Source organism: Sorangium sp. So ce375 (assembly GCF_051473855.1).
GTDB lineage: Bacteria > Myxococcota_A > Polyangia > Polyangiales > Polyangiaceae > Sorangium.
Map to the genome: position 1 here is coordinate 6,426,525 of NZ_CP150335.1, position 12,557 is coordinate 6,439,081.

Annotated in this window: 9 protein-coding genes; 4 read left to right on the forward strand and 5 right to left on the reverse strand. The window is 71.7% G+C overall.

Features of this window, described 5'->3' with window-relative positions:
• Positions 1 to 24 precede the first annotated feature (24 nt).
• Together pnp and rpsO are read right to left on the reverse strand one after the other, a co-directional pair.
• Entirely contained in the window at positions 25 to 2,295 is a 2,271-nt protein-coding gene (pnp, locus tag WME90_RS23785) for a polyribonucleotide nucleotidyltransferase (RefSeq protein WP_437283470.1), read from the reverse strand.
• A gap of 470 nt (positions 2,296 to 2,765) precedes the next feature.
• Positions 2,766 to 3,032 (reverse strand): 30S ribosomal protein S15, encoded by a 267-nt coding sequence (gene rpsO / locus WME90_RS23790; RefSeq protein WP_437283471.1) that lies wholly within the window; start codon positions 3,030 to 3,032, stop codon positions 2,766 to 2,768.
• Positions 3,033 to 3,388: 356 nt separating this feature from the next.
• On the opposite strand from rpsO, the gene WME90_RS23795 reads away from it, so the two are divergent.
• Entirely contained in the window at positions 3,389 to 4,951 is a 1,563-nt protein-coding gene (locus WME90_RS23795) for a serine/threonine-protein kinase (protein WP_437283472.1), read from the forward strand.
• 52 nt (positions 4,952 to 5,003) lie between these two features.
• Here WME90_RS23795 and ruvX read toward each other — a convergent pair whose 3' ends face one another.
• Positions 5,004 to 5,429: a Holliday junction resolvase RuvX gene (gene ruvX, locus WME90_RS23800; protein ID WP_437283473.1), complete on the reverse strand. Its 426-nt coding sequence runs from the start codon at positions 5,427 to 5,429 to the stop codon at positions 5,004 to 5,006.
• 113 nt (positions 5,430 to 5,542) lie between these two features.
• Between ruvX and hisS the strand changes: the two genes are divergently transcribed.
• The 3 genes from hisS to WME90_RS23815 all read left to right on the forward strand — a co-directional run bounded on the left by hisS (position 5,543) and on the right by WME90_RS23815 (position 9,331).
• The gene (hisS, locus tag WME90_RS23805; protein WP_437283474.1) at positions 5,543 to 6,829 is read left to right on the forward strand and encodes a histidine--tRNA ligase; all 1,287 of its coding nucleotides are present in this window, start codon (positions 5,543 to 5,545) and stop codon (positions 6,827 to 6,829) included.
• An 11-nt stretch (positions 6,830 to 6,840) separates the two neighbouring features.
• Positions 6,841 to 8,610, forward strand: a complete 1,770-nt coding sequence (locus WME90_RS23810; RefSeq protein ID WP_437283475.1) for a hypothetical protein — start codon at positions 6,841 to 6,843, stop codon at positions 8,608 to 8,610.
• Positions 8,611 to 8,698: 88 nt separating this feature from the next.
• Positions 8,699 to 9,331 (forward strand): COMM domain-containing protein, encoded by a 633-nt coding sequence (locus tag WME90_RS23815; protein ID WP_437283476.1) that lies wholly within the window; start codon positions 8,699 to 8,701, stop codon positions 9,329 to 9,331.
• Between the two features lie 94 nt (positions 9,332 to 9,425).
• Here the strand turns inward: WME90_RS23815 and WME90_RS23820 are convergent, their stop codons facing one another.
• Both WME90_RS23820 and WME90_RS23825 read right to left on the reverse strand, forming a co-directional pair.
• The gene (locus tag WME90_RS23820; protein WP_437283477.1) at positions 9,426 to 10,103 is read right to left on the reverse strand and encodes a DNA alkylation repair protein; all 678 of its coding nucleotides are present in this window, start codon (positions 10,101 to 10,103) and stop codon (positions 9,426 to 9,428) included.
• A 204-nt stretch (positions 10,104 to 10,307) separates the two neighbouring features.
• Positions 10,308 to 12,521, reverse strand: coding sequence for a hybrid sensor histidine kinase/response regulator (locus WME90_RS23825; protein ID WP_437283478.1), 2,214 nt, complete (start codon positions 12,519 to 12,521; stop codon positions 10,308 to 10,310).
• Positions 12,522 to 12,557 lie beyond the last annotated feature (36 nt).

Below are 12,557 nucleotides of genomic sequence, written 5' to 3' on the forward strand. Positions count from 1 at the left end.
GGTCCCCGCCTCGAGACGTGTGACTTAGGAGCGGCGCTCTCGGCGCTCACGCGGCGGTCCACCGCGGTCGCGATCCATGCCGGGCCGCGATCCGCGGTCGCGGTCGCCGCCGCGCCCGCCGCCCGGCCCATCGCGCCGCGGCGGCGGGCCGGCGTCGCGCGCCTGCGCCATCCGCTCGCGCGCCCGATCGCCCTCTTCGCCTTCCGGGAGCGGGAGCAGCTCGCGCCGGCTCAGCCGGATCTTCCCCTCACGATCGACGCTCAGCACCTTGACGTCGAGCGAATCGCCCTCCTTGACGACGTCCTCGACGCGCTCGACGCGCGTGTGGGCCATCTCCGAGATGTGCAGCAGGCCATCGGTGTTCGGGAGGATCTCGACGAAGGCGCCGAAGTCGGTGATGCGCTTGACCGTCCCCTTGTAGGTCGCGCCGACCTCGGGCTCGGCCGTCAGGCCCTTGATGATGTCGAGCGCCCTCTTCACCGCGTCGGAGTCGGCCGACGCCACGTTCACCGTGCCGTCGTCCTCGACGTCGATCGCGACCCCGGTCTGGTCGACGATGCCCTTGATGGTCTTGCCGCCGGGTCCGATGATGAGCCGGATCTGGTCGGGCTTCACGCGCACCGTCGTGATCCGCGGCGCGTACTGGCTGAGCTCGGGCCGCGTGGTCGGCAGCGTCTCGAGCATCTTGCCCAGGATGTGGAGCCGCCCCTCGCGCGCCTGATCCAGCGCTTGCATCAGGATCTGCCGGCTCAGGCCGGCGATCTTGATGTCCATCTGGATCGCGGTCACGCCGCGCGCCGTGCCGCAGACCTTGAAGTCCATGTCGCCGAGGTGATCCTCGTCGCCGAGGATGTCCGAGAGCACCGCGTAGCGCTGGTCCTCCATGATGAGCCCCATCGCGATGCCCGCGACGGGCGACTTGATCGGCACGCCCGCGTCCATGAGCGAGAGACACCCGCCGCAGACGGCGGCCATCGACGACGAGCCGTTCGACTCGAGCGTCTCCGACACGATGCGGATCGTGTACGGGAACTGATCGGGCGCCGGGATCATCCGGGAGAGCGCGCGCTCGGCGAGCGCGCCGTGGCCGATCTCGCGCCGGCCAGGGCCGCGGAGCGGCTTCGTCTCGCCCGTCGAGAAGGGGGGGAAGTTGTAGTGGAGGTAGAAGCGCTTCCACGTCTCCCCCATCAGGCCGTCGATCTTCTGCTCGTCGGTCGAGGTGCCGAGCGTCGTCGTGACGATCGCCTGCGTCTCGCCGCGCTGGAACAGGGCGCTGCCGTGCACGCGCGGCAGGAGGCCCACCTCGCACATGATCGGCCGGATGCTCTTGCCGTCGCGGCCGTCGATGCGCCGGCCCTCCTCGATCACGTAGGTGCGGACGACGTGCGCCTTGCGCTCCTCGAACTCGGCCTTCACGAGCCCCTGGAACGGCAGGAGCTTCTCGGCGCCGAGCTCGGCGTTCAGGGTCTCGGTCAGCCTCTTCTTGAGCGAGCTGTAGCCGTCGTAGCGCGCCTTCTTGTCGGTCACCCGCGTCGCGGCCTTCAGGTCCTCGTCGACGATCTGGGCGACGCGCCGCTTGATCTCGTCCGGCAGCGCCGGGGCGACGAACTCGCGCTTCGGCTTGCCCACCGCGGCGCGCATCTTCTCGATCAGATCGATGACCGGCTGCGCGGTCTCGTGCGCGAACATCAGCGCGTCGATGATCTCCGCCTCGGTCGCCTCCGCGGCGCCGCCCTCGACCATCACGATCGCGTCGCGCGAGCAGGCGACGACGAGGTCGATGTCGCAGCGCTCGATGTCGGCGACCGTGGGGTACGCCACGAACTCGCCGTCGAGCCGGCCCACGCGCACGCCCACGACCGGCCCGTGCCAGGGGATGTCCGAGATGTGCAGCGCGGCGCTCGCGCCCGTCAGGGCGAGGACGTCCGCCTTGTTCTGCTTGTCGCTGGAGAGGACGGTCGCGATGATCTGCGTGTCGCGCTTGAAGCCCTCCGGGAAGAGCGGGCGGAGGGGGCGATCCATGAGGCGGCTCGAGAGGATCTCCTCCTCGCGCTGGCGCGCCTCACGTTTGAAGAACCCGCCGGGGATCTTGCCGGCCGCGTACGTCTTCTCGACGAACTCGCAGGTGAGGGGGAAGAAGTCGAGGCCCGGCCGCTCGTCCTGCGAGACGGCGGTCACGAGCACCATGGTGTCGCCGTAGGTGACGAGCACGGCCCCGTGGGCCTGCTTGGCCAGGCGGCCGGTCTCGAGGGTGAGGGCACGGCCGCCCACCATGACGGATTCACGAACGAACATTGGGATTTCAGCTCTCTCTCGCACGATCGCGAGGGCCGCTGCGTGCGGCGCTACGCCGAGCGCGAGGGGCTGCTCTTCTTCCTCGGTTCCTGCGCAGGAGCCGCGCTGCTGCGCACGAAGCGAAGACGAAGACGCGCGGAGCCCGCGCTCGGGAACGGCGAGGCGCGATCGCCCCGCCGGTCCATGGTCAATGAGTGACCTCCTTAAAGCGTCCGCTCCACTCTCGCCAGCGCAAAAAGCAGGCGTTCAGGGGTGCGCACCGCAAAACCTCCCGAACGGAAGGGGCCGGAACCCCTGCGCGCGCACGGGTGCCGGAGCGGAGATGCGCCGCGCGGGGTCGAAGGTAGGACAGACTGGCTCAGCAGGCCTGCTGACACAGGCCGAGATCGCCTGCGCTCGTGCAGCGCGGGCGCGGGCGCGCGAGGCAGGCCTCGCGCTGGCGCGGCGGGCGCGATCGCCCCGAAAATCCGCTACTTGCGGAGGTTGAGGCGGGTGATGAGGCTGCGGTAGCGCTCGATGTCGACGCGCTTCAGGTAGTCGAGCTGACGCCGGCGCTGGCTCACCAGCTTCAGCAGGCCCCGGCGGGAGTGGTGGTCCTTCTGGTGCGTGCGGAAGTGCTCCTGCAGCTGGTTGATCCGCTCGCTGAGGAGCGCGATCTGGACCTCCGGCGACCCGGTGTCGCCGTCGTGGATCGCGTACTTGGTGATGATGTCCGTCTTCTGAACAGAATGCAGCATGGCTGGCTCTCCATGGCCCTGCCGGTGCGCTACCGAGCGTCCGGGCCGGTCCGCCTCCCGAAAAAAACGGAAGAACGGAGCCGGCGGCTGGCCAAGCGACGCCTGAAACTGAGCCCCACACCCGTAGTGGCGGGAGCCCGCGAATTTCAGGCCAGTGAGCTGAGGAGCGCGCGAGTATACGCAGGCGCCTCGGTCCGTCAACGCGGTCGACGTGGTCGCGCGATTTGTCACCCCCAGAACGGCCGATTGGTTACCCTCGGTCGGCGATGCCCGGTACCCTCCGGCCCCCCGACGAAGCGACCCGACCGCAGTCGGACCCGCGCGGCTCGCAGTCGGACCTTCATATCGCGAACGCGATGACGAGCCTCTCCTCCTCCGCCACCGCGCTCTCGACCACCGGGAGCGACAACTCGACGCCCAAGGTCTGCCCCACCTGCGGGGTCCGGTACCCGGCCGAGTTCAGGGTTTGCCCGCGCGACGCCGCGACGCTCGACGAGTCGGAGGACGACGCCGTCCGCGACGACCTCGTCGGCAAGACGCTCAACGAGACGTACACGGTCGTGCGCGTCGTCGGCGAAGGCGGCATGGGGCGCGTCTACGAGGCCCGCCACACGCGGATCTCCAGCAAGCGGTTCGCCATCAAGATGCTGCACCCGGAGTTCGCGCGGCAACCCCAGGTGATCTCGCGCTTCCAGCGCGAGGCCGAGGCCGCGGCCGCGGTGCAGAGCCCGTACGTCGTCACTGTCTTCGACGTCCACCGCACCGCGGAGGGCCGGCCGTTCCTCGTCAACGAGTTCCTCGAAGGCAAGGAGCTCGCCGACTACCTCAACGAGGCTGGCAAGATGAAGACCGGCCCCGCCGTGCGCATCGTCCGCCAGATCTGCAAGGCGCTCGCCGCGGCCCACGCGAAGGGCGTGGTGCACCGCGACATGAAGCCGGAGAACGTGTTCCTCACCGGCGACCTCGCGATGCCCACGGCGAAGGTGATCGACTTCGGCATCTCCAAGGTCGACGACGCGCCGGGCGCCGCGCTCACGCAGACCGGCATGATCATGGGCACGCCCTCGTACATGGCGCCGGAGCAGGCCCGCGGCGAGCGCGTCGATCACCGTGCGGACATCTACGCCGTCGGCGCGATCCTCTACTGCGCCCTCACCGGCAGCCGCCCGTTCGATCGCAACGATCCGACCGCGACGCTCACCGCGGTGCTCACCGAGGAGCCGCCCCGCCCGCGCTCGCTCGAGCCGAGCATCCCCGAGCCGCTCGAGATGATCATCCAGCGGGCCATGGCGAAGGAGCCCGGCCATCGGTACCAGACGATGGAGGAGCTCGACGCGGAGCTCGCGCTGTACGACGTCAGCGAGGCCGAGCCGAAGGAGCTCGACGTCCCCGGCGTGCCCGGGCCGCGCACGTCGATGCCGTCGGCGCCGCGCGTCGCGCCGACGATGCAGCTCCGCCAGGCGCAGCAGGTGAGCATGGCGAGGCCGCTCATCCTGCTGCTCTCGGCGCTCGGGCTCTTCTGGGTCGCCGGCAGCCTCGTCACGCTGGTCACCGCGATCATCCGCCTGTCGCGCGGCGGCCTGGTGACCGACAACCTGACGGGCCTCGAGGCGGTCCTGCTCGCGTCCGGGATCGGCTTCGCGCTGATCACCCCCGCGCTGATCGGCGCGCGCCACGTGCGCCGGATCGTGTGGAACAACAGCATGAGGGCGGTCGATCTGGCCGACAACCTGCGCCGGCCGATCGTGGTCGGGCTGTGCGCGTACGGCTTCGCGTCGCTGCTCGTGCGGGTTGTGGAGGCCGTCGTCCTCCGGCGCGCGGCCGGCGTCGCGTGGCCCATGTGGGACGTCGTGCTGTTCGCGGTCGGCGCGGTCGGCGCCGCAGGCGCCTACCTCTTGCTCCGCAGCGAGAGCCGGTAGCCCCGGCGATCGCTGGCCGCGCTTCTCTGCTGACCCGCGGCGACTTCCCGCTCTAGCGCCTCCCGTCCAGCCATGCCTGGAGCAGGAGCGCCGCCGCCGCCCCGTCGACGCGCTCCTTGCTCTTGCGCCCCGAGACGCCCCCGTCGCGCAGCCGCCGTGCGGCCTCGACCGTCGAGAGCCGCTCGTCGATGAGCTCCACCTCGACGCCGGCCGCGTCGGCCAGCGCCTGCGCGAAGGCCATCGCCCGCCGCGCGGCGGGCCCCTCGGCCCCGTTCATCTCGAGCGGCAGCCCGACCAAGAACCGCGTGATGCCTTCGTCCCGGGCGAGCGCCGCAAGGGCTTCCAGGAGCGCCTTCCGGTTTCGCCCGTCGAGCAGCGGCCGCGGGTGCGCGTAGAGCCCGAGCTCGTCGGTCACGGCCACGCCGACGCGGGCCTTCCCAAGATCGATCGCCGCAGCGCGTGCCTTTGCCTTCGCCATGCCTCTGGGGACACCCCATAGCCCTCGGACGACGCGCCGGCGAGACCCGACCGTATCGGGAAGCATCCGACCGGCTTGACCCGCTCGCCAGCACCGACCATAAGCGCCGCGCGATGGAACTGCGCGCGGTACGGGGGATGAACGACATCCTCCCCGAAGAGGTGGAGCGCTGGCACAAGCTCGAGGGGGCCTTCCGCCTCCACGCGGAGCTCCACGGCTATGCCGAGGTGCGCACGCCGCTGCTCGAGCCGACGGAGCTCTTCCGGCACCAGATGGGGGAGACGACGGACGTGGTCGAGAAGGAGATGTACTCCTTCGAGCGCCACGGCGATCAGCTCACCGTCCGCCCCGAGGGCACCGCGGGCGCCGCGCGCGCCTACGTCGAGCACGCGGTCCACGCGAAGGAGCCGGTCACGCGCTGGTACTACCTCGGCGCGATGTTCCGCGGCGAGCGGCCGGCGAAGGGGCGCTACCGCCAGTTCTACCAGGCCGGCTGCGAGCTCTTCGGCGATCCCGGGCCGCTCTGCGACGCCGAGACGATCGATCTCGTCGCAGGCTTCCTGCAGCACATCGGCATCGGCGAGTTCGTCGTCCACGTGAACTCGCTCGGCGGCGCCGGCACGCGCGAGCGCTACCGCGAGGCGCTGCTCGCCCACTACACGCCGCGCAAGGGCGAGCTCAGCGAGGACTCTCAGCGCCGCCTCGCGAAGAACCCCTTGCGCATCCTCGACTCGAAGGACCAGCGCGATCACGAGGTGTCGCGCGACGCGCCGTCGATCCTCGACCTGCTCGACGACGCGGACCGCGCCCACTGGGAGGGAGTGCGCCGCTGCCTCGACGTGCTCGGCGTGAACTACGTCGTCGATCGGTCGCTCGTGCGCGGGCTCGACTACTACACGCGCACGCTCTTCGAGGTGAAGGCGACCGCGGGCGATCTCGGCGCCCAGAGCACGCTCGCGGGCGGCGGCCGCTACGACGGGATGGTCGCCGGGCTCGGCGGGCCGAGCGTGCCCGCGATCGGCTTCGCGATGGGGATGGAGCGGCTGCTCACGATGATGCCCGGCGACGCGGCGCGCCGGAGGCCCGGCTGCTTCCTCGCCCCGCTCGGCCAGGCGGGCGCGGATCAGGCGCTCGTGCTGGCGAAGCAGCTGCGCGCGCTCGGCGTCCCGGTCGAGCTGGACGGGCGCGGCGGGCGGCTCAAGGCGATGCTCCGGCGCGCGGACGCCCTCGGCGCGCGGCTCTGCGTGATCCTGGGCGACGCGGAGGTCGAGCGCGGCGTGCTCCAGATCAAGGACCTCGTGGCGCACGTGCAGGAGGAGATCCCGCTGGAAGGAGCGGCGCGCGTGCTCGCGGATCGGGCCCTCGAGGCGTCGCCCGGCGGCCAGCGGGGAGCGCGTTGACCTCCGAGGCGATGGAAACGCAGGGCTGCTCGCGACGGGCGCGCGGCGCGCCGGCGGGCGAGGGGCGGGGTCTCGCGCGGCGCGTTTCGGCGACGGCGCTCTCGCTCGCCGCCGCGCTGGCCATGCTCGCCGCTCCGTCCGTTGCGGCGGCGCAAGTCGGCTTCGGCCAGCCCGGCATGGGGCAGCCGCCGCCCTCGAGCCCGCCGAAGCCGCCGCCCGGCACGCCGGAGACGCACGCGGCGCCGACGTCCGAGGAGAGCCCGATCCAGACGCAGGAGCCGACCCTGCCGGAGAACCCGCTGGCCGTGCCGCCCGCGGTCAAGAAGCAGATCGGCACGAACGACACCGGCGAGTGGGAGGTCGGGCGCGCCGCGGAGATCCAGCGCGACTGGTACGGCCCGTACTACAGCGAGCGGAGCGGCAGCTACCAGTTCAGGACGGTCTTCCCCCTGTGGGCGGAGCGCCGGATGCCCGGCGATCGCGCCACCATGGTGACGCCGCTCTACTACAACCGCCGGAGCAAGGACGTCGACGCCGACGTGCTCTTCCCCTTCTTCTGGAAGCTCCGGGACGAGAACACCTACACGACGATCGTCGGCCCGTTCATGCACCGCGAGTCCGCGGGTCGCCCCGCGAGCCCCGGGCGCAAGGCGGAGCCGGGAAGGCACGACAACTGGCTCGCGCCGCTCTACTTCGAGGGCCAGCGCGACGACGGGAGCGGCTACTTCCACATCCCTCCCCTGCTGACCTTCACGCACCACACGGCGCAGAGCGGCTTCAACCTCGTCGGCCCCCTCTTTTGCAAGTGGAAGGGCGGCCCCGCGTGCGACGCGCGCTCCGCCGACAAGATCGATCTCGGCCTGGCGCCCCTGTACTTCTACGGCCGCGACGAGAGCAGCGAGTACGAGGTCATCCCGCCGCTCTTGCACTACTACCACTACAGCGACGTCGGAGACCGCTCCACGAACGTCTGGGGCCCGCTGATGTGGCAGCACTCCCGCAAGGGCGACGTGTTCAACGTCATGCCCTTCTACTGGCACAGCTGGGGCAAGAACCACGATCGGACGACGCTGTTCCCGTTCTTCCACTACGGGTACGAGGGCAACAAGAGCCTGCTCATCACGCCGCTCTTCCTGAAGGCGCGCGGCGAAGAGGGGGAGAGCACCTTCGCGACCTGGGGCTACGCTCGCTACCGAGGGCGGACGGAGCTCGACATGATCACGCCGCTCTTCTGGCAATATCGGGATCCGTCGATCGACCTCGAGCGGACGTTCCTGCTCCCGTTCTATTACCGGAACACCTCGCCGCGCAGCGACGATCTCGTCCTCTTCCCGCTCTATGGCCGCTTCAAGCGCCCCGGGTTGAGCGACACCATGTGGCTCACGCCGCTCGTGCGGCACACGCGGGATCTCACCGGCTGGGAGACGGACATCTATCCGTTCTTCTACTCGGGGAGGAACCGCGACTCGACGCACCTCGTGGCCGCGCCGTTCCTCTGGGACTTCGCGTCGCCGACGTCGCGCACCACGGTGGCCCTGCCGTTCTTCTTCCGGTTCGCGGACCCGACGTCGGTGACGCAGGTCGCGCTCAACACCGTGTACCGCGAGCACCGGGTGCGGAACGGCAAGGAGTGGGAGTTCCACCTCGTCCCCCTGTTCTCGTACGGCGAGACGCCGGACGGGCACTGGTGGAACGTCCTGTTCGGCCTCGCCGGGTACACGCGCGCCGGCACGGCGTCGACGATGCGAGCGCTCTACGTACCGATCCAGCTGAGCCAATGAGCCCGCGCTGCGCCGCGCCGGCGGGCCGATACGCCAAGCGCCGCGATCGACATCGACGCGGAGCTCGGCGATCGTCGTCGAGATCGCGATGAGCACGCCCCCGCGCGGAGCCCCCTCCCCCAGCGCCGAGCTCCGCAGCCTCGGCGGGGCGCCGCCGCCCCCCGAGCTCGCCGCCGACCTGCGCCGGCTCCTGGAGCTGCCCGAGGGCGCGCGGCAGCGCCTCTGGGAGGCGCTCGGGCCCAGCCTTGGCGAGCCGGTGCCCGCCGCCGTGGAGCGGCTCCTCGACGCGTTCTGCCGCCGGCACGAGGTCGCGTCCGACGCGCTCGCGCGGGTGCTCAAGGCGTGCCGCTTCCTGGTCCGCGAGGCGAGCAAGCTCGACCTCGATCGCGCCGCGCTCGCGGCCGACGTCGCGGCGCTCGCGCCCGGCCAGGGCGCCGAGGAGATCCAGGCCATCCTGCTCGCCGGCTACGACCAGGCGAAGGCGCTCGTGCGGCGGGAGATCGTCCGCGGCGCCCTGCTCGATCACGGCAAGGTGCTCACCGGCGTCGACTGGCGCATCGACACGATGGCGGCCGCGAGCCGCGGGGCGAAGATCGCGGCGCCCGTCGTCCTGCTCACGTTGAGCTACCAGGAGGGCGAGCACCGCTCCCGGATCACCCTGCAGGCCACGCCCGACGTGCTGCGGGAGCTCCAGCAGATCTGCGCGCAGCTCCTCGGCTGATCCGCCCGTGGCCAGCGCGCTCCGGCGTGCGCGCTCGACGCTGCGCGCGCACGTCCCCGCCCCGGCGCCGGACCTGTCTGCCGGCGCCGACCCCTCACCCGCCCCGCGTCTTCTCCGCCTTCTGCCGCCGCACCATCTCCGTGATCCACACCGGCGCGAACGGCGGCGTGCAGCCCGGCGACGCCGGGTAGTCCTTGAGCACCTCGAGCCGCTCGCCGATGGCTATCGCGCGGGCGCGCAACCCGGGGTTGTGGATGCCGATCTCGGCGAGGCAGTGGTTCATCGACCACTGCTTCGGGCCCGGCGCCGCCTTCATCTCCGCCTCGATCTGGTCGAGCAGCGCGGAGAGATCGAGGCCGGCAGGGCTCTTTACGATGCGGTCCGTCGTCAGGCTCCAGCCGGCGCGCCCGACCAGCGCGCTCGCGGAGTCCTTCCAGCGCACGCGCAGCTCCTCGACGTGGCGCGACGCCTTCACCACGTTGACGATGAACCAGTCGAGCAGCTTGGGGTAGCCGATCTCCCGGACCATCGCGTCCAGCTCGTCCGCCGAGAAGGCCTTCGGCTTGAACACGAGCGTCGCCAGGAGGCGGGCGTCGGGGTCCCCGGTGCGCCACAGCTCGCAGGCCAGGGCGTGGTCAGCCTTCAGCTGCTTCGCGAGCGCGCGGAGCTGGGTGAGGTTCACGCCATGGGCGTCTCCCGCGCGGGCGTTGACCTCGCGCATCTTCTCGTTGCCCAGCGCGGCGAGGCTCCGCATCACGTCGGCGAGGTTCATCGGCTGGAGCTAGCCATGCCCGCGGGCGTCGTCCAGCGGCGCGGCGTCGCCTCGGCCGCGACGCGGATCAGCCCCTGATCGGGCGGCATCGTGCGCGTCGGGTGGCGAGGTCGTGGGGGCGCTGGAGCCCATTCGGGCGACCATCACGCGCCTCACCGCCGACCGCGCCTCACCGCGACCGCGCGCCTCACCACCGACCGCGCGTCACCGCGACCTCGTGCTCTCCCGCTCCTCGGCCCGGTTCGCCGTGACGACCTCGGCGATCGCGCTCAGCGCGTCCTCGGCGGAGAACGGCTTCTCCAGGAGCCGGCGGCCCGACGAGGCGAGGAACCGCTCCACGTCGGCGCCGAAGCCCACGCCGGTCATGAAGATGAACCCCTGCGCGAGCGCCGGATCGCTCTCCCGGACCCGCGTGTAGAAGACGTCGCCCGACGTGCCGGGCATCCGCAGATCGCAGAGCACCACGTCGAAGCGCTGCCCGCCCGCGAGCATCCCCATCGCCGCGTCCGCGCTCGGCGCGAGCGCCACCTCGTGCACGCGGCCCAGCTGGTCGGACAGCGCGCGCGCGAGCGACGCCTCGTCCTCGACCACGAGCACCCGCGCCCGCTTCGACACGAGCCGCGGCACCGGCGAGACGCTCGGCGTCGCCTCCTCGTCGCGCCCCGCCGCGGGCAGCGAGATGATGAAGCGCGCCCCGCACGGCGGATCGCTCCCCGGCACCGGGCTCTCCGCCGTGATCTGCCCGCCGGCGCGCTCGATGATCTCGCGGCTGATCGACAGGCCGAGCCCCGTGCCGACCTCGGGCCCCTTCGTCGTGAAGAACGGCGTCCAGATGCGCGGCAGGTTCTCCTCCGCGATGCCGGCGCCGGTGTCGCTCACCACGATCTCGACCGTGTCCCCGTCGCTCCGCGTCTCGACCGTCACCGTCTGATCGCGGGGCTCGTGCTTCGAGGTCGGCTTCGGGATCGCCTGGGCTGCGTTGACGAGGAGGTTGACGATGACCTGGCCGAGCCGCCCGTCATCCATGAGGATCGGCGGCACTTCGGAGAGGTTCTTCACGATCTGCGCCCGCTCGATGATCTGGCCGCGCGTGAGGCTCAGCGCGGAGTCGACCGTGCGGTTCGCGTCCGTCAGCGTGCGCCGCGAGCCCTCGGGCTGCGGCGGGCTCGCGAACAGCTTGAGATCGCGGACGATGTCGACGATGCGCTTGATCGAGTCGCGCAGCTCCTTCACGAGCTCCGACGCGCTGGAGGCGGCGCTGCCCTCCATGCGCACGTTCGGGCCGCGAAGGAGGCGATCGAGCATGTCCAGGCCGAGCAGGATGAACGCCGCGGGGTTGTTGATCTCGTGGGCCACGCCGGCCGCGAGGGTGCCGAGCGTGGAGAGGCGATCGACCTGGATGAGCCGGGTGCGCGCCGCGTGCTCGGTGCTCACGTCCGCGAGGACCCCCTCGATCGCCACCACGCGGCCTCGATCGGAGACGAGCGGGTACACCGTGCCGCGCGCGGTGATCGCGTCGCCGCCCCGCCTCCGCAGGCGCGCCTCGTACGAGGCGGACGGGGCCCCGAGCTTGGCCCGCGCGACCGCGTCCTCGAAGCACATCACGCCCTCCGGGTCGGCGTGGGCCTCCCCGAGGAAGCCGGGCGTCCGCAGCGCCTCGGCCACCGGCACGCCGAGGAGCCGCTCGGCGTGCCGGTTCAGGAACGAGAGCTCGCCGGACCCGGGATCGAGCCGGAAGATGATGAGCGGCGCGTTGTCGAGGAGGTTCCTGTGCTGCTCCTCGAGCTCGCGGATCCTGAGCAGCCGCTCGGCGGCCTCGCGCTCCCCGGCGACGACGCGCAGCGAGCGATCCAGGCCGGCGCCGAGCGCCTCGGCGATCTCCTCGAGGAGAGCGGCCGGCGCCGAGGCCGCCGCGCCGGCGTCGCCGTAGCCGACGACGAGCGCCGCGATGACCGTACAGCCGAAGCCACCGCCGGCGCCGGCCGCACCGGAGCGCGCGGCGGAAGATCCGGCCTCGGCGCCCGGAGGCGCGGCCCGCACCGGGAGCGCGACGTAGGAGAGGCACCCCTCGCTCGGTCCCATGTCCTTGAGCGCGTTCCCCGCGCGGGTGTCGTCACAGGAGAACGGCTCGCCCTCGGCGAACACCCGCCGGAAGAGCGCCGCGGGCGCCGGCAGGCGCGCGCCGAACGGCGCGGCGGAGAGCGCGTCGCCGCGGAAGACCGCGTACGCGCAGAGCTCGCCCTCCGGCTCCGGAAACACGACCGCGAAGAGCTGGAACGCGGCGAAGCGGCCGACAGCTCCGGCGAGCTCCTCGAACGGCCTCGGCAAGAGGAGGTTCGAGTGCCGGGCCACGACGGTGAGGACAGCGTTCAGCGCGACGAGGCGGCCAACCCTCTCGCTCGCAGGACCAGCGTGCATTTCCACGACATCTCACCACGTCGGCGCGCAGGGACG

Bases quoted from the DNA above. Each gene is read 5' to 3' on its own strand.
- pnp (WP_437283470.1), bottom strand. From the start codon at position 2,295: ATGTTCGTTCGTGAATCCGTCATGGTGGGCGGCCGTGCCCTCACCCTC.
- rpsO (WP_437283471.1), bottom strand. From the start codon at position 3,032: ATGCTGCATTCTGTTCAGAAGACGGACATCATCACCAAGTACGCGATC.
- WME90_RS23795 (WP_437283472.1), top strand. From the start codon at position 3,389: ATGACGAGCCTCTCCTCCTCCGCCACCGCGCTCTCGACCACCGGGAGC.
- ruvX (WP_437283473.1), bottom strand. From the start codon at position 5,429: ATGGCGAAGGCAAAGGCACGCGCTGCGGCGATCGATCTTGGGAAGGCC.
- hisS (WP_437283474.1), top strand. From the start codon at position 5,543: ATGGAACTGCGCGCGGTACGGGGGATGAACGACATCCTCCCCGAAGAG.
- WME90_RS23810 (WP_437283475.1), top strand. From the start codon at position 6,841: ATGGAAACGCAGGGCTGCTCGCGACGGGCGCGCGGCGCGCCGGCGGGC.
- WME90_RS23815 (WP_437283476.1), top strand. From the start codon at position 8,699: ATGAGCACGCCCCCGCGCGGAGCCCCCTCCCCCAGCGCCGAGCTCCGC.
- WME90_RS23820 (WP_437283477.1), bottom strand. From the start codon at position 10,103: ATGAACCTCGCCGACGTGATGCGGAGCCTCGCCGCGCTGGGCAACGAG.
- WME90_RS23825 (WP_437283478.1), bottom strand. From the start codon at position 12,521: ATGCACGCTGGTCCTGCGAGCGAGAGGGTTGGCCGCCTCGTCGCGCTG.